This window comes from Novosphingobium sp. 18050 (assembly GCF_902706195.1).
Taxonomy (GTDB): domain Bacteria; phylum Pseudomonadota; class Alphaproteobacteria; order Sphingomonadales; family Sphingomonadaceae; genus Novosphingobium.
The window spans coordinates 104,678-128,410 of the sequence record NZ_CACSJO010000004.1 but is presented as its reverse complement, the minus strand read 5'-3'; the positions used below and the strand labels follow the sequence as shown (position 1 = coordinate 128,410).

20 protein-coding genes and 1 tRNA gene are annotated in these 23,733 nt (G+C 64.2%); 8 read left to right on the top strand and 13 right to left on the bottom strand.

What is annotated here, in order from left to right; all coding sequences use genetic code 11:
• Positions 1–77 precede the first annotated feature (77 nt).
• Positions 78–1,307 carry a CaiB/BaiF CoA-transferase family protein gene (locus tag GVL61_RS06385; RefSeq protein ID WP_235037554.1) on the bottom strand — a complete coding sequence of 410 codons (1,230 nt, stop codon included), beginning with the start codon at positions 1,305–1,307 and terminating at the stop codon, positions 78–80.
• Here GVL61_RS06385 and GVL61_RS24935 point away from each other — a divergent pair.
• The gene (locus GVL61_RS24935; RefSeq protein ID WP_235037553.1) at positions 1,291–1,518 is read left to right on the top strand and encodes a hypothetical protein; all 228 of its coding nucleotides are present in this window, start codon (positions 1,291–1,293) and stop codon (positions 1,516–1,518) included. The genes GVL61_RS06385 and GVL61_RS24935 overlap by 17 nt on opposite strands.
• A gap of 125 nt (positions 1,519–1,643) precedes the next feature.
• The gene (locus GVL61_RS06380) at positions 1,644–1,952 is read left to right on the top strand and encodes a hypothetical protein (RefSeq protein WP_159978157.1); all 309 of its coding nucleotides are present in this window, start codon (positions 1,644–1,646) and stop codon (positions 1,950–1,952) included.
• A gap of 96 nt (positions 1,953–2,048) precedes the next feature.
• On the opposite strand, the gene GVL61_RS06375 is transcribed toward GVL61_RS06380, so the two are convergent.
• Complete coding sequence (locus GVL61_RS06375) at positions 2,049–2,537, bottom strand: MarR family winged helix-turn-helix transcriptional regulator (RefSeq protein ID WP_159978155.1); 489 nt, start codon at positions 2,535–2,537, stop codon at positions 2,049–2,051.
• A 54-nt stretch (positions 2,538–2,591) separates the two neighbouring features.
• Positions 2,592–3,845: an acetyl-CoA C-acetyltransferase gene (locus tag GVL61_RS06370; protein ID WP_159978153.1), complete on the bottom strand. Its 1,254-nt coding sequence runs from the start codon at positions 3,843–3,845 to the stop codon at positions 2,592–2,594.
• 241 nt (positions 3,846–4,086) lie between these two features.
• Between GVL61_RS06370 and GVL61_RS06365 the strand changes: the two genes are divergently transcribed.
• The 3 genes from GVL61_RS06365 to GVL61_RS06355 all read left to right on the top strand — a co-directional run bounded on the left by GVL61_RS06365 (position 4,087) and on the right by GVL61_RS06355 (position 9,285).
• Positions 4,087–5,790 carry an MFS transporter gene (locus GVL61_RS06365; RefSeq protein ID WP_159978151.1) on the top strand — a complete coding sequence of 568 codons (1,704 nt, stop codon included), beginning with the start codon at positions 4,087–4,089 and terminating at the stop codon, positions 5,788–5,790.
• 115 nt (positions 5,791–5,905) lie between these two features.
• A complete protein-coding gene (locus GVL61_RS06360; RefSeq protein WP_235037552.1) occupies positions 5,906–8,143 on the top strand; it encodes a TonB-dependent receptor in 2,238 nt (745 codons plus the stop codon).
• Between the two features lie 89 nt (positions 8,144–8,232).
• The gene (locus GVL61_RS06355) at positions 8,233–9,285 is read left to right on the top strand and encodes a dihydrodipicolinate reductase (protein ID WP_159978147.1); all 1,053 of its coding nucleotides are present in this window, start codon (positions 8,233–8,235) and stop codon (positions 9,283–9,285) included.
• On the opposite strand, the gene GVL61_RS06350 is transcribed toward GVL61_RS06355, so the two are convergent.
• The 4 genes from GVL61_RS06350 to GVL61_RS06335 form a co-directional block, all read right to left on the bottom strand.
• Positions 9,276–10,694, bottom strand: coding sequence for an efflux transporter outer membrane subunit (locus tag GVL61_RS06350; RefSeq protein WP_159978145.1), 1,419 nt, complete (start codon positions 10,692–10,694; stop codon positions 9,276–9,278). The genes GVL61_RS06355 and GVL61_RS06350 overlap by 10 nt on opposite strands.
• Positions 10,691–13,891: an efflux RND transporter permease subunit gene (locus tag GVL61_RS06345; RefSeq protein WP_159978143.1), complete on the bottom strand. Its 3,201-nt coding sequence runs from the start codon at positions 13,889–13,891 to the stop codon at positions 10,691–10,693. Before GVL61_RS06345 ends, GVL61_RS06350 begins: the two co-directional genes overlap by 4 nt.
• 6 nt (positions 13,892–13,897) lie before the next feature.
• Positions 13,898–15,067, bottom strand: a complete 1,170-nt coding sequence (locus tag GVL61_RS06340) for an efflux RND transporter periplasmic adaptor subunit (protein WP_159978416.1) — start codon at positions 15,065–15,067, stop codon at positions 13,898–13,900.
• Between the two features lie 652 nt (positions 15,068–15,719).
• Entirely contained in the window at positions 15,720–15,992 is a 273-nt protein-coding gene (locus GVL61_RS06335; protein ID WP_159978142.1) for a hypothetical protein, read from the bottom strand.
• A 287-nt stretch (positions 15,993–16,279) separates the two neighbouring features.
• Here GVL61_RS06335 and GVL61_RS06330 point away from each other — a divergent pair, with 287 nt between their 5' ends.
• Entirely contained in the window at positions 16,280–16,651 is a 372-nt protein-coding gene (locus GVL61_RS06330) for a hypothetical protein (RefSeq protein ID WP_159978140.1), read from the top strand.
• 348 nt (positions 16,652–16,999) lie between these two features.
• Entirely contained in the window at positions 17,000–17,299 is a 300-nt protein-coding gene (locus tag GVL61_RS06325; RefSeq protein ID WP_159978138.1) for a hypothetical protein, read from the top strand.
• A gap of 417 nt (positions 17,300–17,716) precedes the next feature.
• Here the strand turns inward: GVL61_RS06325 and GVL61_RS06320 are convergent, their stop codons facing one another.
• The 6 genes from GVL61_RS06320 to infA all read right to left on the bottom strand — a co-directional run bounded on the left by GVL61_RS06320 (position 17,717) and on the right by infA (position 20,281).
• Positions 17,717–18,004, bottom strand: coding sequence for a hypothetical protein (locus GVL61_RS06320; RefSeq protein ID WP_159978136.1), 288 nt, complete (start codon positions 18,002–18,004; stop codon positions 17,717–17,719).
• A 66-nt stretch (positions 18,005–18,070) separates the two neighbouring features.
• Positions 18,071–18,146, bottom strand: a tRNA-Phe gene (locus GVL61_RS06315).
• 100 nt (positions 18,147–18,246) lie between these two features.
• Complete coding sequence (locus GVL61_RS06310) at positions 18,247–18,438, bottom strand: DNA gyrase inhibitor YacG (protein ID WP_159978134.1); 192 nt, start codon at positions 18,436–18,438, stop codon at positions 18,247–18,249.
• The gene (locus GVL61_RS06305; RefSeq protein WP_159978132.1) at positions 18,435–19,409 is read right to left on the bottom strand and encodes a ribonuclease; all 975 of its coding nucleotides are present in this window, start codon (positions 19,407–19,409) and stop codon (positions 18,435–18,437) included. Before GVL61_RS06305 ends, GVL61_RS06310 begins: the two co-directional genes overlap by 4 nt.
• Complete coding sequence (locus GVL61_RS06300) at positions 19,402–19,971, bottom strand: nucleoside triphosphate pyrophosphatase (protein ID WP_235037551.1); 570 nt, start codon at positions 19,969–19,971, stop codon at positions 19,402–19,404. Before GVL61_RS06300 ends, GVL61_RS06305 begins: the two co-directional genes overlap by 8 nt.
• Before the next feature lie 58 nt (positions 19,972–20,029).
• The gene (gene infA / locus GVL61_RS06295) at positions 20,030–20,281 is read right to left on the bottom strand and encodes a translation initiation factor IF-1 (RefSeq protein ID WP_059150355.1); all 252 of its coding nucleotides are present in this window, start codon (positions 20,279–20,281) and stop codon (positions 20,030–20,032) included.
• A gap of 424 nt (positions 20,282–20,705) precedes the next feature.
• Here infA and GVL61_RS06290 point away from each other — a divergent pair, with 424 nt between their 5' ends.
• Positions 20,706–23,729 carry a TonB-dependent receptor gene (locus GVL61_RS06290; RefSeq protein WP_235037550.1) on the top strand — a complete coding sequence of 1,008 codons (3,024 nt, stop codon included), beginning with the start codon at positions 20,706–20,708 and terminating at the stop codon, positions 23,727–23,729.
• Positions 23,730–23,733 lie beyond the last annotated feature (4 nt).

Here is a 23,733-nt window from a genome sequence, read left to right as displayed (position 1 = left end):
GAATATTCTATGCGCCTGTTGTCAGGGCATTCAAGCATTGGGCGGCGATATGCCGCTTCAGCATGGCGGGCTGGCGCTCAGGCGATCGCGCCCTTGGCTTTCCATTCTTCGATCTTGTCCCACTCGATGCCCATTTCCATGAGCACGAGTTCGGTATGCTCGGAGGCCTGCGGCGAACGGGTGGTTTCCACCGCTTCGCCGTTCCACTGCACCGGACCGCGTACCAACTTGAGCGGTGCACCGCCGTCGGCACCCTCGACTTCGATGATCATGTCGTTAGCGACAGCCTGGTCATCGGTGAGCAGGTCGTGGAAGCTCTGGACCGGCGCCCACTGGCCCGAGAAGGTCTTGAGGTGCTGGCGCCAGTAGGCGAACGGGTGCTGCGCGAAAGCCTTGACCAGCACGTCGCTGGCCGCACCTGCGTTTTCGAACAGGGCGCGGGGGTCGGAAAAGCGCGGATCTTCTGCCGCTTCCGGCACGCCGAGATGTTCGAACAGGCTGCGGATGTGGCCCGTGGGCGAGATCGTGCAGAGGTTGATCGTCCCGTTGTCGCTGGTCTGGTAGTTGCCCATAAACGGGTTGCGCGCCGCGCCGCCCGATCCCGGCATCGGGTTGCGGGTAAGTATGCCCGTCTCGGCGACCTGTGCGATCAGCGCGCCCGAGGCCCAGGCAGCGGTGCTGAGAAGCGAGACGTCGAGTTCGGTGGTCTCGCCCGTCTTTTCGCGGTGATAGAGCGCTGCGGAAATGCCGCCGGCGATGAACATGCCGCCGATGGAATCGCCGAAAGCCGGGATACCCTGCGATAGGGGGGCCCCCAATTCCTCGGGTGTCATCGAATAGGCAACACCGCTGCGGGCCCAGAAGCAAGTACCGTCGAAGCCGCCTACCTCGCGCTCAGGCCCCTTGTTCCCCAGTGCCGAGCCGCGCGCATAGATGATGTTCGGATTGACCGCGCGGATGTGCTCGACGTCGAACTTGTTCTTCTGGCGCACCTGCGGGAGGTAGTTGGTCAGGAACACGTCGCACTGCTTGGCCAGTTCGTAGAGCACTTCCTGGCCCTCGGGCGTGGAAAGGTCGATGCCGACGCTGCGCTTGCCCCGATTGGGGTGCTCGAACAGGGTGTGGCGCAGCGGGTCGAGGGTGACGCCCCCCATGTTGAGGAAACCGCGCTGTGTATCGCCACGCACCGGGTGCTCGATCTTGATGACGTCTGCCCCCCAGTCGGCCAGCACGGCGCCGGCGGCGGGGGTGAAGGTGAACTGTGCGACTTCAAGGACGCGCACGCCCTCCATGACCTTTGTCGACATCTTCTGCCAGTCCCTGTCGTTATCTTGTGATTTCGCCTTTGCGGCCAGCTTTTCAGCCGTTTGCCGCCACCTGTTCGATGTGCGCGCAAAGCCCGAGAGGATCAACCGGGGCGCCCATCGTGCGGACGATGATGGCCGCCAGGCCGCCCGTTTCCGGGCCTTTGAGAGATCAGGAACAGGAACGGCGGGGCAAATCACGCCATGGCGATAACGTTGAACAAAATGCGCTTATAGTTGCAGAAATTACAATTGACTTCCGCGCGACCAACTCCTAACCTAGGTTAGTAAGTTGGAAAAACCGATTACGTTTAGGTTCGTCAGGTTCGGAGAAAGACAATGAAGAAGTTCGCATCGCTCGTCGCTCTTGTCACTGTAGCTGCCCTTCCGGGCGTCGCTTTCGCTGAGATCGCCCAGGTCCGCGAAGCCACCGAGGAAGCTGCTTCGCCGGTCGCGCTGAACGCCGGCAAGATGCTCTACGCCGCCGATGGCTTCCGCATCGCGCCGATCTACCGCGTCACCGCAGAGGGTAACCCGCAGGTCATCCTGAACGGCCGTCTGGTGACCGTTCCGGCTTCGAGCCTCAGCGACGTCGGCGGCAAGGTGACCTCCTCGCTGTCGAAGAAGGAAATCGCTTCGGCTAAGTGAGCCTTCCAAGGCACTGAAAAAGAAAGGGCGGTGCCGATGGCGCCGCCCTTTTTCATTTGTACCTGTTGGCGCAACCACTGTTGCGGCGTGTGAAACTCAGCCCCGGCTGACGTTTTCGTAGATGCGCGTCATGTAGTTCAGCAGGCGGTCGACTTCTTCGTCGGAAAAGCCTGCGAACATGCGCTTCTCGCTCTCGGCGGCGATCGCGCCGAGGTGGTCGAGAAGAGGCTTTGCCTGCTCGGTGAGGTAGACTGCGCGAGCACGCCGGTCATCCTTGCGGTCGCGGCGTTCGAGCAATCCGTCTGCGCAGAGGCGGTCGATCAGCCGACCGGCCGAAGCCTCGGACATTTCGAGGTATTCGGCGACGGTCCGCTGGGTCGATCCGGGATAGCGCGCGACGATCGCGATCATCGCCCATTGCGAGCGGGTGACGTTGAGAGCGGCCACTTTACGATCGAAATTGTTGCGCTGCAGCCGGCTGACGATGGTCATGCGCAAGCCCACCTGGCGCGTCGGGGTTTCGTCGCGCATGGAGAAGGGGTCGCTCAGCTTGCCCATCGGTTTGTCTTCCGCCTCAGTGGCCACGCATTGCTCCTTACAGGGCGCCCTCTGGCGCGCTCCGTGTGATGTCCAGCGTCGTCAGACGCGTTCTATGATAATCGCAGGGGCCATACCGCCCGCCGCGCACATCGTTATGAGGCCGTAACGCCCGCCGGTCCGTTCCAGTTCATCCAGAGCCGTGCCGATCAGCATGGCGCCGGTTCCGCCGATGGGATGGCCCAGCGCCATCGAACCTCCGTTGGGGTTAACCTTGGTGCGGTCGAGGTCAAGGTCGCGGATGAATTTCTCTACGACGACGGCGAAAGCCTCGTTCACCTCGAAGACGTCGATATCAGCGACGGTGAGACCAGCCTTTGCCAGTACCTTGCGCGCCGCCGGCACCGGACCGTTGAGCATCAGGGTAGGGCAGTCGCCGGTTTCGGCCATGGCGACTATGCGCGCGCGCGGTTTCAGGCCATGGGCCTCGGCATAGTCCTTGGATGCCAGCAGGATGGCGGAGGCGCCGTCGACTACGCCCGAGGAGATGCCGACGTGGTGGATCGGCTTGATCTCCACCTCGGGATAGACCTGGTTGATCAGTTCCACATAGGTCTTGCCGCCGGGTGCGGAAGGCATGTTGTAGAACATCTCGAAGGCCGGCTTCAACTGAGCCAGGCTTTCGGCGGTCGTTTCGGGGCGGGGGTATTCCTCGTGATCGAGAATGACGTTGCCCTCGTCGTCCTTCACCACGATCGTCGACTTGTCGAAGCGGCCTTCGGCGATTGCGAGCGCGGCGCGGCGCTGGCTCTCGACCCCGAGCGCTTCCAGCTCTGCGCGGGTGATGCCTTCCATCGCGGCAATGGCGTCGGCGGCGACGCCCTGGTTAGACTGCGGGTGCTTGGCCTGGAGGCGCGGGTTGCCCGCGCCCATCCCGGAGCTGCCTACGCCCGCTTCGCGCATCTTCATGCCGTACATGTTGGCGTAGGAAAGCATGTCCATGCCGCCCGCCACCATCAGATCGGCCATGCCCGACTTTATCATGGCAGCGGCAAGGCTGGTGGAGGTGATGCTCGACCCGCAGAAGCGGTTGAGGGTGACGCCGCCGGCCTTCACGTCGTAGCCTGCATCGAGCGCGGCCATGCGGCCGATGTCGCCCGCCTGCTGGCCAAGCGCGGCGGAGACGCCCCAGATCACGTCGTCGACTTCAGCGGTGTCGATTGCGTTGCGATCCTTGATCGCGGCAAGGACGGAGGCCGACAGATGTTCGGGATGCATCTGCGACAGTGCGCCTTTGCCCATCTTGCCAAGGCCGCGCGGGGTTCTCACAGCGTCGATGATATAGGCCTCGGTCACGGCAGCTCTCCTCGTGTTCGTTTGCGCAGCAAAGCGCCGATTTCCGCCGGTCATGCTTGGGGGGCGGGGGAATTGCAATCGGACCACAAAGTCCTATCGCCGCAGCGATTGCTGACTATGGTTAGTATATCGGTATGAGGCTGCGATGCTGCAATAGATCGTCTTCGCGATGCCCCCCTTGACGGGCGCAGGGTGCTGGCCAAGATCGGTGTCCAAACAAAAGAACAGGGATGAAGTGGCCATGGCGGGCGGTGCAGGAGGAGCAGGCGGCGCAGGCGGCGGGAGCGGCGAAGGGTCCGAACAGGCTAAGGGCGGTGCTTTCGCCCCGCTGAGGGAGCGCACGTTCCGCAACATCTGGTCCGCCAGCCTGTTCTCGAACTTCGGGCAGCTGTTCCTGGGCGTGGGGGCGCAGTGGGAGATGACCCGGCTGAGCAATTCGCCCAGCATGGTTGCGCTGGTACAGACGGCGATGATGATCCCGTTGATGCTGGTGACGCTGCCCGCGGGTGCTATTGCCGACATGTTCGACCGCCGCCGCATCGCCATGACCGGGCTGGCCTTCAGCGCAGTCGCCGCAGCGGTGCTGGCGGGCGTCACCTTTCTGGGCCTGACGACGCCGTGGGTGCTGTTGACGTTCTGTGTGCTGATCGGCGGCGGCGTGGCGTTGTTCTCGCCTTCCTGGCAGGCCTCGATCCCGGAGCAGGTCTCGCGCGCGCATCTGCCGGCGGCGGTGGCGCTGGGGACGATCAGCTACAATGTCGCGCGCAGCTTCGGGCCGGCGCTGGGCGGGTTGATCGTCGTCGTCTACGGCGTGAAGGCGGTATTCGGCATGACCGCGCTGCTTTACCTGCCGCTGCTCACCGCGTTCTTCTTCTGGCAGCGCCGCCACGTGCCCTCGCGCCTACCGCCCGAGCGGATCGACCGCGCGATCCTGACCGGCGCACGTTATGCGCTGCATGCGCCGGCTGTGCGCACAGCCCTGTTGCGGGTGTTGGTGTTCGGCCTTACCACGGCGACCGCATCGGCCCTTGCACCGTTGATCGCCAAGGACCTACTGCACGGTAATGCGGCAACCTTCGGCATTTTGCTGGGCGCACAAGGGGTAGGCGCGGTGGCGGGCGCGCTTTTCGTCAGCCAGATCCGCGAGGCGATCTCAACCGAATGGGCGCTTCGCCTGTTCGCCGTGGGTACGGGCATCGCGCTCGTCGCTATCGGTTTCAGCCATTCGCTGGTCCTCAGCTGCCTCGCGTTCCTCGTGGTAGGGGCTTGCAACATCCTGACCGTGGCGATGCTCAACGTCACCGTGCAGCTTTCCGCGCCGCGTTGGGTAACGGCGCGGGCGCTTTCGCTGTTCTCCTCGGCGATCACTGCCGGCGTGGGTATCGGCGCCTGGGGGTGGGGTATGGTTGCGAGCGCGCATGACGTGTCCTTCGCGCTTGTCGCGTCCGGCATCGCCGTGGCCGCCAGCGCCTTGCTGGGCACTGTCCTGCCGGTTGCGCAGGACGCCGAGGCCGATACGGACTCGGTCGAGATCGGCTACGAGCCCGAAGTCACCCTGCCGCTGACCCTGCGTTCCGGGCCGTTGGTGATCGAGGTCGAGTATGACGTAGATCCCGTCCGCGCCCGGGAATTCTACGATGCGATGATGACGATGCAGCGCGTGCGCAAGCGCATCGGCGGCTTCGATTGGACCATAGCTCGTGACATCGAAAATCCGGCCCTGTGGACCGAGCGCTATCACTGCCCCACCTGGGGCGACTATTTGCGGATGCGGGGGCGCTATACCCAGTCCGATTTCGACATTCAGGCGAAGGTGGACGCCTTTAACCGCAGCCACCACGGCCGCCGAGTGCGGCGACGTCTGGAGCGTCCGTTCGGCTCGGTCCGCTGGAAAGCTGATTCCTTCGACGCTCACCAGGAAACGATAGGATACATGGGCCCCTGAGGGTCCTCTGCCGCGAATCTGCCCTCGCGATATCTCGCAGGTGTCCATGCGCCCGCTGGCACACCCTCCCGCATCGGCTGTAGGATCGCTGAAAAGCAAAACAGGGAGGGATACCGTGAATAGTGCCAGGACTTATGCGTCCGTGTTTGCGCTGGCCGGGTTGTCGGCGCTGGCGCCGCTGCCGGCTTTCGCGCAGGCCAGTGCGCAGGACACGCCCTCTATCGACGACGGCGCGATTATCGTCACCGCCCAGCGCCGCGCCGAGGCACAGGTCGATGTGCCGATCTCGATCACCAACCTTACCGACGATGTCCTCAAGACCGCCAGCGTCCAGCAGCTTGCCGATATCGGCAAGGTTACCCCGGCGCTGCGTTTCGACTTCGCGGGCGGCTTCTTCCAACCCACCATTCGCGGCATCGGCACCGCGGTGACGACATCGGGCGGCGGCGGCAATGTCGGCATCTACATTGACGGATTCTACTCGCCCAACCCACTGGCGGCTGATTTCGACCTCATCAGCGTTGACAGCATCCAGGTGCTGAAAGGCCCGCAGGGCACCTTGTTCGGCCGCAACACCACCGGAGGCGCGATCCTCGTCTCCACGCGGGAGCCTTCGACGAACGGCAATGCCTTCGAGGGCCGCGTTAGTTACGGGCGCTACAACGAGGCCCGCGCCGAGGCTTTCACCAACTACGTCATCTCCGACCGCGTGGCGCTGAGCGTGGAGGGCCAGTACCGCCGGGGCGACGGCTGGCAGCACGATATCTCCAGCGGCAAGCGCGTGGGCGGCTACAGGAACTGGTCGATGCGGCTTGGCCTGAAGGCGGACCTGACCGACAATGTGGACGTTTTGCTGCGCTACAAGCACGGCGACGTGAACGACCCCTCGAACATGCTGGCCTCGACGCTCGATACCTCGGACTTCGGGCTGGGCGCACCGTTCGGGGGTATTCCCGGTACTTTCACGACGGCCAAGAACAAGATCGCCACGGGTTCCGTGGGTGAGATTTTTCGGTCGAACAGCGACGTGCTGCAGGGCACGATCCGCGCCGACCTCGGCTTTGCGAATTTTACATCCTACAGCCAGTACCGCAGTGAAAACTCGGTCATGTCGCAGGATCTCGACTATTCCGGGCTCGACCTGTTCCAGCTCGGCCTGCCCAACATCAACGATACATGGAGCCAGGAGTTTCTGCTGACCTCCAAGGCCGGACCCAAGCTACAGTGGACCACCGGGCTGTTCTACTTCCAGAACACCGATACCTACATCACTTACATCAACAACGCGGGTAACGGTTCGAATGAGCGCATCCGCCTCGGCGGCTCCAGCACCACGGTCAAGAGCTATGCCGCGTTCCTCGATGCGACCTACGAGTTGACCCCCCAGCTGTTCGTGACGGCGGGCGCGCGTTATTCGCAGGACAAGATCGTGGATGCCTACTGGAACCGCTCGTTTACCGATATCCGGGTGCCGGTGCCGAATATCTCGAACAACAAGCTAACCCCCCGCGTGGTGCTGCGCTACAAACCGACCGACCAGACCAGCATCTATGCCTCGTTCACCAAGGGCTACAAGGCGGCGATTTCCGACGTCGGTGGTTCGTGCCAGTCCAATCCCGATCCCGCGAACCCCGGGCAGTTCCTCTGCAACAGCGTCAAGCCCGAGGATATCAACGCCTACGAACTCGGCTTCAAGTACCAGGCACGCGGCCTCTCGTTCGAGGGCGCGGCATTCTACTACGATTACAAGAACCTGCAGGTCTCGATCTACCGCACCGGCACGGCGGAGATTATCAACGCCGCGACATCCGAGATCTACGGCCTTGAAGGCTCGGCCCATTATCAGGTGACCCCGGCCTTCCAGGTTTCGGCAGGCGCTTCGTGGGTCCATGCCCGCTACAAGAAGTTCAACAATGCGCCGGTCTACGTGCGCTGCAACGAGCTTGATGCTGCCACGGCAGCGGCATGCGCGGCGGGCGGCGTGACCTTCGTGGTCGTGCCCACAATGCTGGAGGACGTGACGATGCAGCGCACGCCCGAATTTACCGGCTTCGTCGGCACGCGCTACGAGGCGGATGTGGCCGGCGGTCAGCTCGCTCTGTCGGGCAACCTGTTCTATTCCTCGAAGTTCTTCTTCGGCCCCTCGGGCGTGCAGTTCGAGCAGGGAAGTTATGCCACCCTGGCCCTGCGCGCGCAGTGGACCGCGCCGGACGAAAAGTTCTACCTCGCGCTTTACGGCGATAACGTCACGAACAGCCGCTATCTGACGCAGGCGCAGTACTCCAGCTTCGGCATCGGCGCGAACTGGAACAAGCCGGCGATCTACGGCGTAGAGGCGGGCGTGAAATTCTGAACGGGCAGGGGCGTTCCCACGCGGGAATGCCCCTTGGTCTGCAGGTCCGGCAGGGTAACGCCCAAGAAGAAAACACGGGAGAGAACGGGATGCCACAAGACAGGATCTGGCGGGTTGTCCAGTGGGCGACGGGCAATGTCGGCAGCCGCGCGCTGCGCATGGTGATCGAGCATCCGCGGATGGAACTGGTCGGGCTGTGGGTCAGTTCGGCAGACAAGGTCGGCCGCGATGCGGGTGAGCTTGCGGGCCTTGAAGGAGCGGAAGCTGAAACCGGCGTGAAGGCGACCGGCTCGCTGGACGATATCGTGGCGCTGGATGCCGATTGCGTGCTGTTCATGCAGCAGGGGACCGATTGGGATGCGCTCTGCGCGCTGCTCGCCTCGGGCAAGAACGTGGTGACCACGCGCGGCGATTTCCACTATCCACCGATGATGGACCCGGCCAATCGCGCGCGCATCGAGGAAGCCTGTGCCAAGGGCGGAACCTCGATCTACTCGACCGGCTCCAGCCCCGGCTTTGTCACCGAGGCGCTGGCGATTCCGCTGCTCTCGCTCCAGCGGGGCCATGGCCTGCTGACGATCGACGAATATGCCGACGTATCGAGCCGCAATTCACCCGACATGCTGTTCCAGATCATGGGCTTCGCCGCGCCGATGGCCCCGTTCGACCAGCGCCGCGCCGAACACCTCAAAGGCGATTTCGGCAGCTCGCTTTCCCAGATCGCCGAGGCTATCGGCCTGCCCTGCGACGAGATCGAGGCAGTGGGCGAACTGTCTGCGACAAAGCACGACCTCGACATCGCGGCGGGCAAGGTTCCGGCCGGGACGGTGGGGGCGATGCGCACGACGATCACCTGCAAGCATCAGGGGCGATCCATCTTGCGTTTCCGTGCGAACTGGTACGTGACGACCGATATCGAACACGATTGGGACTTGCGCGAATCCGGTTGGCGCATCGTCACCGAGGGGGATACGCCGGTGAAGGTCGACATCACCTTCCCGGTCTCGGCAGAGGACTACCCGGCCTATACGCCCGGCCTGACCGCGCACCGGCCGATCAACGCGCTCCCCGCCGTCTGCGCGGCGCCGCCGGGCATTCGCACTACGGTCGACCTTCCGCAGATCATCCCGCTTTACGGCTGAGCGGGCGCTGTCGACTGGTCTCCGCCCAGCACTCGGTAGAGCGTAACTCGGTTGTTCGCCTGCTGAAGCCGTACCGCAATCTCCGTCCGGCGCGCCGAATAGAGGGTGCGCTGGGCGTCGAGATTGTCGAGCGAGCTGGCGATGCCCCGGCGATAGGTCGCCTCGGTTAGCTGTGCGGCGTCCTGCGTGGCCGCAGTGAAGGCCGAGGCCGCGCGCAGCCGCTCGGCCAGCGTCCCCTGATCCGCGAGAGCATCAGCGGTTTCGCTGAAGGCCGTCTGGATTGCCTTCTCATACGTCGCCAGCGCTGCGTCACGCTGGGCTTTCGAAACCTCGACGTTGGCCGAGAGGCCGCCGGCGTTGAAGATCGACCAGCTGCCATTGCCTCCCAGTGTTGTCGTGCGTGAGGCGCCGTCGAACAGCGAGGAGAGCGACGTGCTGGCAAAACCGATCAGCGCACTGATCGAAATCGAGGGGAACAGCTGTGCCCGAGCGACACCGATGTCGGCATTGGCGGCACGTAGCTGGTATTCGGCCTGAACCACGTCCGGGCGGCGCAGCAGAACCTGCGTGCTGGTTCCGGCGGGAAGTTCGCTCAGGCTGGCGTTAACCTCGTCGATCCCGGTGGGAAGCAGGGACTGGTCGAAGTCGGCGCCGATGAGCAGGCGGATGGCGTTGATGTCCTGCGCCAGCTGCGCCTTCTGCGCAGCGACGTCGCCGTTGGCGGTCTCCAGAACCTGTTCGGCCTGGCGCAGTTCGGTACGCGGCGCGACGCCGCCCTTCAGGCGCGCGTCGGACAGGCGTACGCTGCCCGCGGCGTTGGCGGCAGTTGCCTGGGCAATGTTCAGCAGATCGCGGTCGGCGGCGTATGTGGCCCAGCCAAGCGCGAGGTCGGCGACGAGGCCGAGGCGCACGGTACGTGCCGCTGCCTCGGTCGCCAGCGCGGTGTCGCGCTGGGACTGGGTGGCGTTGGCCAGCTTGCCGAAAAGGTCCAGCTCGAAGCTGGAGATGCCGCCCCGTAGCGTATAGTTCATGCCGTTCTGGCCGAACCCGCCGCCGGTCTCGCTATCGGTGGCGGACGAGGTGGCGGTGACGGCCGGGAACTGGTTGGCCCGGGTGACGCGCACCTGCGCCCGCGCGGCGGCGATGTTGGCCGCGGCGACCCGCAAGTCCCGGTTATTGGTGAGGGCCTGCTCCACCAGAGCCTGCAGGCGAGGATCGCGGAAGACTTCCTTGTAAGACACCAGCGGCAGGGACGCCTCGCTCTGCGCAAGATAGGCGTCCCCGACCGGCCAGGAAGCCGGGACCGGCGGCGGCGGAGCCACGTACTTGGGTGCCAGCGAACAGGCTCCCAGGGCAAGCGCGGGGAGGAATCCGGCCATCAGCCGGGTGGTTGCGGTCAGGCGCTTCATGCGGTGTCTCCCGCGCGCTGTTTGCGCTCGGCCAGTTTCTCGCGGGCCTTGGCGATACCGTCGCGCACGCTGCGGCGCACGAGCACGAAGAACAGCGGGATGTAGAAGATCGCCAGCAACGTGGCGGTGAGCATGCCGCCCACCACCGCCGTACCGATGGCGACGCGGCTGTTGGCGCCCGCGCCGGTCGCCGTTGCCAGTGGCAGCACGCCGAAGATGAACGCGAAGCTGGTCATCAGGATCGGACGAAGGCGGATGCGCGCCGCTTCCAGCGCGGCATCGATGACGCGCTTGCCCTGCCGCTCTGCCTGTTCCGCGAATTCGATCATGAGGATCGCGTTCTTGGCGGCGAGGCCCATCGTGGTAAGCAGGCCGATCTGCAGGTAGACGTCGTTTTCAAGACCCCGCAGCGTCACGAAGGCGATCGCGCCGAGCAGGCCGAGCGGGATCACGAGGATGACCGCGACCGGGATCGACCAGCTTTCATAGAGCGCGGCAAGGCACAGGAACACCACCAGCAGCGACAGCGCATAAAGCACCGGCCCCTGACCGGAGGACAGCCGCTCCTGATAGGACGAGCCCGCCCAGGCCACGCTTACGCCGGGAATGTCGGACGCCATCTTTTCCATGAGGTTCATCGCCGTGCCCGAGCTTACGCCGGTGCCGGCATCGCCGGAGAATTCGTAGGCGGGCAAGCCGTTGAAGCGCGAGGTGGAACTGGGCGCGGTAGACCAGCTGACCGTCGAGAATGCCGAGAACGGTGACATCTGCCCATCCGATCCGCGCACGAACCACTGCGCGAGGTCTTCCGGACGCGAGCGGAACTGCGCGTCGCCCTGCACATAGACGCGTTTGACGCGCCCCTTGTCGATGAAGTCGTTGACGTAATTGCCGCCCCATGCCGTGGACAGCGTGGAATTCACGTTGGCGGGGGTCAGGCCGAAAGCTGTCAGCGCGCGCGTATTGGTATCGAGCTTGAGCGTGGAAACGTCGGGCAGGTTGCTCAGGCGCACGCCGGACAGCTGGTCATTGGCGTTGGCGGCGGCAAGCAGCTTGTCGCGCGCTTCGGCGAACTTGTCGGCGCTGAGGGCGTTGGCATTCTGGAGTTCGAGGGTGAAGCCCGAGGACGTACCCAGACCGCGAACCGAGCCTGGCACGAGAGCGAAGACCTGAGCATCTCGAAGATTGCGGAAGGCGGCGCTGGCGCGCTTGACGATGGCGTCAGCGCTGTCCTTGGGATCGGTGCGCTGCGCCCAGTCGGTGAGGTTGACGAAGCCCTGGCCGCTGTTCTGCCCGGCTGCGCCCTGACCGCCACCGGAAATGGTGAACATGCCCGCGTAATTGTTCTTTTCGTAGGTCATGAAGTATTTTTCGACCTCGCGCTGCACTTCTTCGGTGCGGGCGCGGGGCGTGCCGGCGGGCAGGCGCCACTGGATAATGATGTTGCCCTGATCCTCGTTGGGAAGGAACCCGGTCGGCAGGCGCTGGAACATCATCAGCGTGATGACGCAGGTTACGGCAAACAGCCCCAGCCAGCGCCACTTGTGCTCCACCACGCGCTCGACCTTATTGGCGTAGCTTTCGGTGATGCGTTCGAAACTGCCGTTGAACCAGACGTGGAACTTCTCCCACCCGCGCGCCAGCCAGGGCAGGTGGCGTTCGATCCAGGTCGGCTCGCGTTCTTCCTCGGGCACCTTGGCCTTGAGCAGGGTGGCGGTCAGCGCGGGGCTGAGGATCAGCGCCACCAGCACCGACAGCACCATGGCCGCGACGATCGTCAGCGAGAACTGGCGGTAGATCACGCCCGTCGATCCGCCGAAGAAGGCCATCGGCAGGAACACCGCCGAGAGCACGAGGGCGATCGCGACAAGTGCCGTCTGGATTTCCTCCATCGACTTGATCGTCGCATCGCGGGGCGACATGCCGGGGTTTTCCTCCAGCAACCGCTCGACGTTTTCCACCACGACGATGGCGTCGTCGACCAGCAGGCCGATGGCCAGCACCAGTCCGAACAGGGTCAGCGTATTGATCGAGAACCCGGCGAGATAGAAGATCGCGAATGTGCCGAGCAGCACCACCGGCACCGCGATCGCCGGGATCAGCGTGGCGCGCCAGCTTTGCAGGAACACGAACATGACGATGACGACGAGGATGATCGCCTCGAACAGCGCCTTCTCGACTTCTTCGACCGACAGCTTGATGAAATCGGTGGAATCGCTGCCGTAGATGTATTTCACACCGTCGGGCATGTCGGCGGCGAGCGCCTCCATCTTGCTCTTCACCGCTTCGGCGGTGGCCAGCGCGTCGGCGCCGGGCGAGAGGGATATGGAGATACCGGCGCCGGGGTGGCCGTTTACGCGGCTGACCGAAGTGTAGTTTTCAGCGCCGATTTCGACGCGGGCGACGTCGCCTACGGTAACGGCGGAGCCGTCCGGGTTGGTCTTGAGGACGATCTCGCGGAACTGTTCGGGGGTCTGCAGACGCGATCCGGCCGTCAGGACCGCGTTGATCGCCTGGCCCTGCGGCGCGGGAAGGCCGCCCACTTCGCCGGCTGCGACTTCGGTGTTCTGCGCCTGGATCGCCGAGGTTACGTCGCTGGGCATAAGCGCGACCGCTGCGAGCTTGCGCGGGTCGAGCCAGATGCGCATGGCGTGGGGCGCACCGAACACGTTGACGTCGCCCACGCCCTGAACGCGCGAAAGCGGGTCCTGAATGTTCGAGGTCAGATAGTCCGAGACGTCCTGATTGGAGCGGGTGTCGGTCTCGTCGTAGACCGCTACCAGCAGTAGCTGGTCGGGGTTCGACTTGGTGACAGTGACGCCCTGTGCCTGCACCGTCTGCGGCAGGCGCGGGAGAGCCGACTGGACCTTGTTCTGGACCTGGACCTGGGCGATGTCCGGATCGGTACCCTTGGCAAAGACCGCGCTGATCGAGGCCGATCCACGGTTGCTCGACGAGGAACTGAAGTAGAGCAGACCGTCGATGCCGGTTAGCTGCTGCTCAATGATCTGGGTGACCGAATTCTCGATCGTTTGCGCCGAAGCGCCCTGATAGGTTGCGCGGATATTGACCTGGGTGGGTGCGATATCAGGGTACTGCTCGTTCGGCAGGTAGTTGAGCGCGCCGAGCCCGGCGAGCATCACGATGATCGCCAGGACCCAGGCGAAGATCGGACGATCAATGAAGATGCGTGACATCTGGCGTCAGCCGCCCTTCTTGCTGCTGGCGTCGCCTGCCTGCCCGTTCGCCTGATTGCCCTGGGGCGGCGCAACCTTCTGCGGGGCGGTGCTGGCTACCGGTTTGATCGCAGCGCCTTGGCGCAGGCCGTTCAGCCCCTGGACGATAACCTTGTCACCCTTGGCGAGGCCTGAGGTGATCACGGCACTCTCGCCGTAAGTGCGGTCTGCGGTGACCTTGCGGCGTATGGCCTTGTTGTCGGCGCCGGCGAGCATGACGTAGGCAGTACCATCGAAGTCGCGCTGGACCGCGTTCTGCGGGATCAGGATCGCGTTGGGGTCCGACGCCTGATCGAACATCGCGGTCACGAACATGCCGGGCAGCAACTGGCCATCGGGATTGGGGAAGCGCGCGCGCAGCGTGACGGTGCCGGTGGCCTGGTCGACCGTCACTTCGGAGAACTGGACCGTGCCCGTCCGCGAATAGAGCGTGCCGCCATCGAGTTGCAGGTGGACTTCGGTGCTGCCGGGCTGGACGCCGCCTTCAGCCAGCTTGCGGCGCAGCGCCACGAGGTCGGCTGCGGACTGCTGCATGTCGACGTAGATCGGGTCCATGCGCTGGATCACCGCCAGCGGATCGGTCTGGCTGGCGCTGGCGAGTGCGCCGACGGTGACCAGCGAGCGTCCGATGCGGCCGCTGATCGGTGCGGGCACGGTGGTGAAGCGCAAGTTGATGCGCGCTGTGTCCAGCGTGGCGGCGTTCTGCGCGATGGAGGCCTTGGCGACGCGCGATGCGGAGAGCGCATCGGTGTAGTCCTGCTTGGCGACTGCTTCCATCTCGGCGAGCGGGCGGTAACGTTCAGCCTTGACGCTGGCGGCCTCGGCCGAAGCGCGGGCGCTGGCGAGGTTCGCCTGCGCCTGGTTCACGGCTGCGCGGTAAAGGCTGGGGTCGATCTCGAACAGGGGCTGGCCGGCTTGCACCAGGCTACCTTCCGTGAAAAAGCGCTTGAGGATGACGCCGTTGACCTGCGGGCGAACCTCTGAAGTCTCGAAAGCGACGGTGCGTCCGCTCAGGGTGACGGCCATGGGAACGCTGCTGGTGCCGGCGACGATGTAGCCGACGGCCGCGCCGGGCTTCTGGGCCGCATCCTTGTTCGATTCGCCCGAACAGGCGGAAAGCGCAGCGGCTGCAAACAGAACAACGGACAAGGGCCTGCCATGCCGCCAGCGGAAGGCCTTGGGGGGATTGGTTTTCAAGTCGCACGCCTTCTAGCTCAGGTCTTTTCCTATTGAAGCAATGCCGCAGCCTCGCAAGCGCGCATTTCGCGGGTGCGACAATTTGCGACTAAAAATCAACAGGTCGCGGCGCCTAACGATGCGGGCGACAGATGGTTGCGCAGGAAATGCGGCCTCGAAAGGGATCCCCGGCATACAGATTCGTCTAGAAGGGGGAAAGTGGTGCTTGAGGACGGTCCAGAATATTTCAAGTAAATCAGTTGGTTAGCCTCGTTTGGCGACCATCGGTCCCGTGCGCGCCCAGTGCTTCGGCGCTGGAGGTAGGCATCCGGTGGTGCACATCGGACATCTGTCACCAGCGGTCTACCATGATCATCTGACAGGCCTCGTCCCGTTCATTCGATCGGGCACCAGATATTAGGTATGACGAGCACCTCTTCGCCCGGCCGCGAGCATCAGGCGCGGGCGTTGCGCCGATCCTTCCCTCAGGGTCGCACCACTGCATCGGCGGAATTAGGCAGCGCCGCTCGCGGAAGCTGTCGGCCAAGCCAGGTAGGGGCGCAGGTTGTCGTCGCGGCATTTGTTGGACGTGAGTGGAGCGGAATCAATCGCTCTATAGGAAATTGGTCAGCCTTGGCGGAATGCCCTCGAGGTAAATTTTCACCGCGATGATTGCGCCGGCGATGGCAACGGCGGTCAGGATGAACCGGACGCCGCTGCCTTGTCGTTCTCGAGTTATTTCGATCGTTCCTGCCAAGACCCAAAAACACAGGATTTGAATGCGGCTTTCGATGCCGGATTGGATAATCATGCGGCAAATAGCGGCGGCGGCAGCGAATCCAAAGGGAATGGCAAGAAAGCTGGCCGGAATTCGGTAATTGTGCATCGCAGCATTCTGGCTCCATCGATCGCCGTGTCAATCGCGCCTTTTCGTTGTAATCGGATTTAAGAACAAATAAAGAACATTCTGGTCGGATGCCTGATGATTCGCGGAAGGTTTGTCGCCATGACACATGGCACGGCAGGGCCACCCACTACCCGACGACGAGCTGCTTGAGCTTGGTCAGACCTGAACTGTTGCGCTGGGCTGAACGTGATTTTGAGTTTCATAGCGCGACGAGCGGGAGTGGAAACGGGTGATGCGAGGACCGAGATGACGGAAGGAGCGAGGTGATGGAGAAGGATCAAGTGCTCGGCGATCTGTGCCGGGAGGTCGGACGCATCGCTGGCGGCGCCGGAGCGTGGCAGGACATTACCAAGCCAGCAGATCACCGCGCTTTCACCCCGGCACCCAGGGATGTGCGGCTACGCGAGACCGGAAGGACAAAGGAACCGGACGAGCGCGGGCCGTTCGGTCGGTGGCTGCTGATGCAGGTCGACCGCGACGGCATCATAGGGCAGCTCGCGGCGGCGGGCAGGGCGGATCGCTCCTTTCCCAGGAATGGCGACCCCGAGGCAGTACGGAAGCGGCTGAGCGAGCAGGGCGCCGACCCGGACATGCATGAGGCGCTGGATGATGCAGAGCTGGATTGGAAGGCTTATTGAGGGCGTAGCGAATGCATGCGCATCCTGATTACCCCCCACTTGTGGGATATCTCGGGAGGCGATAATTTTCGAGCGTTGCAGCGGCTGGCGCAACCCTGAAGCTGCCGCTGCAGCACCAGTTTGGCGCATTGGGAGGAGCACAGTCCGGGCCGCTGTGGCGCAAAAGGCCCGCCTAATTTTCAGACCTCACTGCGATGCCGTTCAGCTGGTAGAATCGGCGGAATCATGCTGGCGGTGCGGCTCGGGGAGCTTTGCTCAACATTGCCCCCGATTGCGGTGAGCGCTCGCTGCCAAGTTTAAATTAGCGCACGAAAAAATAAAATTTGGGGTTTTTGGGTGGAGAAAGACATGCAGGTTACGTCATCGCCTGTCGCCGCACACACCGTAACCACGGCACTTGAGCGCGCCGCGCGGGCATTGTGCTATGTTCACGGCGTACATCCGAATGAGCGCATGGGCAGCAATCCGAGCTGGATGCATTATCTGCCGGAAGCCCAGGCCGTCCTGGAGGCCGTGCGCGACCCGTCGACCAAGATGAGCGTCGCAGGAAATCATGAGTTGAATCTGAGGTGCGGGCGCCAGATCGACGAGCAGGATGTCGAAACCACATGGCGCGCCATGATTGATGCTGCACTTGCAGAGAGGTGAAACGGCCTTGATGAGGTGAGCCAGTCATCGCTTGCCCGCGCCTCCTTATCATGCGCGTGAACCGCGTCGATCTTGACGGGGCTCAGTTGAACGCCTTGATGTAGATGCTGCGGCCGCCGGGAAGGCCTGCGCTGCGGGGAAGCCCGCCAGGATTATCTTCAGGTTGGATCCCCGCAAGATCGAGATCATCGCGGGCGAATCGGCACGGGCCAAAGCACCCTACCCGACGCATGGAACAACGAAGATGCCTGATTTGCCCCGAACGTTGCGAAAGTCGCGGGCCGGCATGGCAAGCCGCGCTTTCGCTTTCACCGTAAAACTGGAAAATTAGCTTCCTGAAGGGCGACGGGGGGGCAGCACCCCTATGCCGACATTCTTGCTGCAGAGCCCTCGCAGGCGCACGCGTTCGGTGCCGTGTCACACCCGATGTTGAATATGGCGGCCCGGCGCTGCACCGTCGCGCTGCTGGTCTATCGTCAACGGGGGGATCATCACCGATCCCGCCAGGGGCAATAACGAATCATCTGCGCGCGTTTTGCCCACGACCAGGCGCTTGGTTGAAAGCGGAGAGACCGATGCGGTGGGCCAGGCGATCACCAGTGACAAGGAGCAGCGACCTTCCACCGCGGAGGTTGACGCGCGCGTCTCGCTAATACCGCGCTCGACAAGTTTTCTACGAGGGTGGGTGATTTTGCAGATGTCCAACCCAACTTCCGGGTTGATGTCCAACCTAGCGAAAAGATCGGAGGATCAGATGCTTAGATAAGCAAGTGGTGCCCGAGGACGGATTCGAACCGCCGACACTGCGATTTTCAGTCGCATGCTCTACCAACTGAGCTACTCGGGCACTGTCTGCTTGGCTGCTCCGGAAGGGAGTAACCAGCGGTTGGTGGCGGGCCTATGGCCAAGCCTGAGGAGCTTGGCAAGCCCTTGATGACGAGAAAATTTCAATCGTCCTGTGGATTGTCTTCAAAGCCGGGCGCATCGCTGGTTGGATCGGCGGGATGGCCGGGCAGCGCGTAGCCATCTTGCAGCCATTGCAGGAGATCGCGGTCGCGGCAGCGCTTCGAGCAGAAGGGGGTATGCTCGGCCTGGCGGGGTTTGCCGCAGATGGGGCATTTGCGTCCGGTTGTCGTCATGATGACAGCGCCTGCGCGAATCCCCCGCCCAGCGCAAGGGTGCGATCTTCGTTCCAGCGAAGCGTGCGTCCGGTACGGAGGGCAAGCTGGGCGAGCCAGTCGTCCGTAGCGGCGGCGCGCACTGCGGGATGGGCGGTTAGCAGCAGCGCGCCCGGCTCGTTCACCGATTCGGCGCGGCGCAGCAGCAGGCGGGCGGCGGCTTCAGCCGGGGCCGCGCGTACGCGCTGCGTGATCGAGGGGCGTTCCAGCCGGGCTACCAGCTGGACGAAGCCGAAGCCGTTCATCGCCGTGCGCTGGTGCGGCCAGTGATCGAGCGCAGCGGCTAGAGCATCGTCCACGGCGCGGCGGTCCTCCTTGCGCTCCAGCGAAGGGAAGTCGATGCCGATCGAGCCTGCAAGGTCGAGCCGCCCGACGGCATTTGCGATCGCGGGCACGGCAGCCAGTGCCAGTGCGCGCGGGGGCAGGACGCCGTCGATGTCGATGAGCGTCATCGCAGGGGTCGGCGTGACGACCAGTGCGCCGCCTTCGAAATCGATGATGCCGTCCAGCGCCTCGGCGATGATCTCCGGCCAGGGGTCGTCGGGAAACCGCCGCAGGGTGCGTACCAGCGCGCCGCTTGCCTGCAGGGACTGCGCCAGCGTCGGGGCCGGGCGGACCGGCAGATCGCTGGCTCGGGCCTGCGCGCGCTTGAGGCGTCCGGTTTCGGCCATGGCGGCGCGGGTGACGATCACCCGCTGGCGAGCGCCTTTGCTGGCGGAAGTGGGCAGGCCGTCGACTAGGGCTTCCTCACCCGAATCGAAGCGGACGGTGCCGCGCGGCGATCCGGCGCGGCGGGCGACGAGAACGGCATCGGCCACTTCACCGGCGGCAAGGCTGCCCGGCCAGTCCAGCCTTGCGGCAAGGACCTGCCCGTCCTCGACGAGGATCGCGCGGGTTTCGCCGATCCCGTCCTCGATGAGCCATTCAGCCAAGGGCAAAGCCCGCCGCGAGCAGCAGTGCGCGCGTCTCGAACAAGGGGAGCCCGACGACGCCCGAATGGCTGCCGGAAATCGAGACAATGAGGCCCTCGGCGCTGCCCTGGATGGCATAGCCGCCGGCCTTGCCCTCCCACTCGCCGCCGGCGATGTAGGCTTCGATCTCGGCATGACTGAGCTGCTTGAAACGCACGATCGTCTCGCTCAGGCGTTCGCGCAGGTTTCCGTCCGGGCTGCGCAGCGCGATGGCCGAGAGCACGCGGTGACGGCGGCCGGAGAGCAGGGCGAGGCAGGCGCGCGCGGTCGCTTCGTCCTCGGCCTTGGGCAGGATGCGGCGGCCGCAGGCGACGACGGTGTCGCCCGCCAGCACGCAGGCATCCGGTGCGGACACGGCCAGCGCCTTTTCGCGGGCCATGCGGCGGGCATAGTCGCGCGGCACTTCGCGCGGCTGCGGGGTTTCGTCGATGTCGGCGGCTTCGATGGCATCTGGCGTTATGCCAAGGCGCGCGATCAGTTCACGTCGCCGGGGGCTGGCTGATGCCAGGACTAGTTGGGGCATCAGCTTGGGCACCAGTGTCGGGGAAGGGGCTTCGCCTGTAGCGCCGCCAGGTGGCAGATCAACCGCCAAACTGACCGGGACCGCCGCGACCGGGCATGAACCGATAGGTAACGCGGCCCTTGGAGAGGTCATAAGGCGTCAACTCCACAAGAACCTCATCGCCGACCAGCACGCGGATGCGGTTCTTGCGCATCTTGCCGGCAGTATGACCCAGGATTTCATGACCGTTTTCCAGCTCCACGCGAAACATCGCGTTGGGCAGGAGTTCGACCACGCGGCCACGCATCTCCAGTAGTTCTTCTTTCGCCATCGGCGATCGTGTCCGTATCTTCTTGTGTTTCGCAAGGTGGCATAACCAGCACCCGGGCAAAATGGAAGCCTCGGCAAGGCTGCGGAAATCCTCAGCAGCCCGTTTTTGTGGCATCAGCCAGTGCGCCGACACGGCCGCCTGCGAACTATACTTGCGCAAGTAGGCGTGAAGAAGTGCGCGTCGTTACGCCGTCTTGATGCCCGTTTACCGGTTCGTCGCAGCATAAGACAATTGCGACAAAATGATACTGCACAGCGGCTTGTGGTTCGAAAGAGGCCAAGGCAATGGGGCGTTCAGGGAGGATCATTAAATTTTGAACAAATGCTCTTGGCGGAGACTGCACTTGCGTTCCTTACCTTTGATCAGCCTGGTCGCGTGCCTGGGCATGCCTGCTCTTGCGACGGCCACGGAAGCGCCTGCGCCGATGGTCGAGAAAGATGATAAAAACGACGATTCGCTTGAAGTCCACGGTGACGAGATCCTCGTCCTGTCGCCGCGCATCATCGGCCAGATCGATGTGCCGCAGCAGCCCATCGAAGTCTTCGACGAGGAGGATATCGCTTCCTACGGCGTGAGTTCGATCGAGGAATTGCTCGAGGCGATCAGCCCGCAGACCGGCAGCGGACGCGGGCGCGGCGACGGGCGGCCGGTAATGCTGCTCAACGGCCAGCGCATCACCAGCTTCCGCGAGATGCGCAACATCCCACCAGAGGCGATCCGCCGCCTTGAGGTGTTGCCCGAGGAAGTGGCGCTGCGCTTCGGCTATTCGGCGAACCAGAGGGTGGTGAACATCATCCTCAAGAACGAGTTCGCCGCCGTCACCACCTCGGACGAGTACAACCGCCCGACGCGCGGCGGCTATGACAATTACGAGCTGGAAACCGGCCTGTTCAAAGTCGCCGGACCGCGCCGCTACAACGTCACTGCCAAGCTCGACCAGACCTCCATGCTGACCGAAGCCGAGCGCAACATCGAACAGGAAGCCTCGCGCACTTCGAACGTCGCGGGTGATCCCGACCCGGCGCGTTATCGCAGTCTTGCGGCAAGCGATTCCGAACTCGTGCTGGAAGGCACGATGACGCAGGGACTGGGCGAGAATGGCCTTGGCGGTTCGATCACGGCGACCGGCGGTTATACCCGCTCGCAAACGACTTCCCTTTCGGGCCTCGACGCCGTCACGCTGACCAACGGCGCGGGCCAAACCGCACTGCGCACGCTGCCCGATCCGCTTACCACGCGCTCTGTATCCGACACGTTCGAGGGCGGCCTTGGTTACTCTACGCTGCTCGGGGAATGGCAGGTCAGTGCCACGGCCAACGCTACTTACATCGACACCAATACCCGCGTCGACCGGCGGCGTATCAATGCCCAGACACAGCTGCAGGATGCAATTGATGCAGGAACGCTGACGATCGACGGGGTGCTGCCCTTCGTTCCGGGCGCCGGAGTAGACGTCGCCACCACGCGCCAGCTCACGCTGTCCAACCTCGCAACGATCTCGGGCAAGCCGTTCCGCATGCCCGCAGGCGAGGCCAACCTGACCGTCAAGGCGGGCTACGATTTCGACCGCTCGGTAAGCGAGGATACCCGCACCGATTTCGGCGCCGTCACCCTCAAGCGCGGCGATGTGCTGGGCGGTGTCAACCTGGCCTTGCCGCTGACCAGCAAGGGCGAGGATTTCCTCGGTGCGGTAGGTGATATCACACTGAACCTGAGCGGCGGGCTTGACCACCTTTCCGACTTCGGCACGCTCAAGGACTGGAGCGCGGGCCTCACCTGGTCACCCACCGAGACGCTGACGCTTCAGGCCAGCTACATCGTCGATGAGGCCGCGCCCAAGCTGACGCAGCTCGCGGCGCCGACGATCCTGACCTACAACGTTGCCGTCTATGATTTCACCAAGGCGACCAGTGCGCTGGTCAACGTGACCAGCGGCGGCAATCCCGACCTCAAGAAGGAAACTCAGCGCGACTGGAAGGTTTCGGCGCAGTGGAAGCTGCCGTTCCTGCAGCGCTCCAACCTGCTAGTCGAATACTTCCGCAACCGTTCGAGTGACGTGACGCAGGCGTTCCCGCTGCTGACGCCGGCGATCGAATCTGCATTTCCCGGCCGCGTGACCCGCGACGGTGACGGCAATCTGATCGCCATCGACCGCCGCGCGGTGACGTTCGACGAGGTCAAAACTTCGTCGCTGCGCTGGGGCATCAACTTGTCGGGCAGCCTTGGCGGGGCTTCGTCATCCGGCTCTGGCGGAGGGTCAACCAGGGGCGGCTCCGAGGGCGCTTCGGCGCCGCGTAGCGCGGAGAATGGCGGCCCGGTGGTCGGGGCAACCGGCCCGATGCCGGGCGTTCAGACGCTGGGCGGCCAATCTTCGGCGTCGCAGGGCCCGCGCCCGGGCTTCGACCCGTCGCGGTTCGCGGCGATGCGTCAGCAGCTTTGCGCGCCGGGTTCAGGCGAGCCCGATCTGTCGACGATGCCCGAAGGCATGCGCGAGCGTCTCATCGGCGCGGACGGCAAGATCGACCCGGCCAAATTGGCCGAATTCAAGACGCGGGCCTGCGCAGCCGAGGGTGCTGCCGGGCCGGGCGAGGGCGGTGTACCCGATCCGCAGCGCTTCGAGCGCATCCGTACCGCGCTATGCGCGGGCGGCAGCGGTCCGCCGGACGTCGCCAGCCTGCCCGACCGCATGCGTGAGCGGCTGATGGGCGCTGATGGCAAGGTCGATCCCGAGCGGCTGACGCAGCTGCGCCAACGCTTCTGCGGCGCCGATGCGGGCGGGCAGGGCAGTGCGCCCACCCAGCCGGGCGATGCGATGCGCGAGATGCGCTTTGCGGGCGGTCCTCCGCCAGCGGAAGCCAGCGGTCCGGGCGGAACCCGCGCGGAAGGTTCCGGCGACAGGGCTGGCCCGCGCGGTCCTGGTGGCCCCGGCGGCGGCATGGGCATGGGCCCCGGCGGACGCGGGCCCGGCAGCCGCTGGAATATCGCGGTCTATCATACCTGGCGCTTCACCGACACGGTCCGCATCGCGCCGGGCGTGCCGATCCTCGACCAGCTTAATGGCGATGCCATCGGCGCGGGCGGTACACCCCGTCACGCGATCGAGGCGGAAGGCGGTCTGTTCAAGAACGGCTACGGCCTGCGCCTGAAGGCCGAGTGGGAAGCGCCGGCGAAGGTCAATGGCTCGGGGCAGCCGGGCAGTTCGGACTTACGCTTCGGCAGCACGTTCGACCTTTCGCTGCGCATCTTCGCCGATCTGGGCCGAAACGAGGCGCTGGTCTCGAAGATGCCGTTCTTCAAGGGGACGCGCCTTTCGTTCGTGGCCGACAACCTCCTCGATTCGCGTCAGCGTGTCACTGACGAGAACGGCGCGGTGCCGCTTGCCTACCAGCGCGCTTATCGCAATCCGCAGGGCCGCGTGGTCGGCATCGATTTCCGCAAGATGTTCTGAGGAT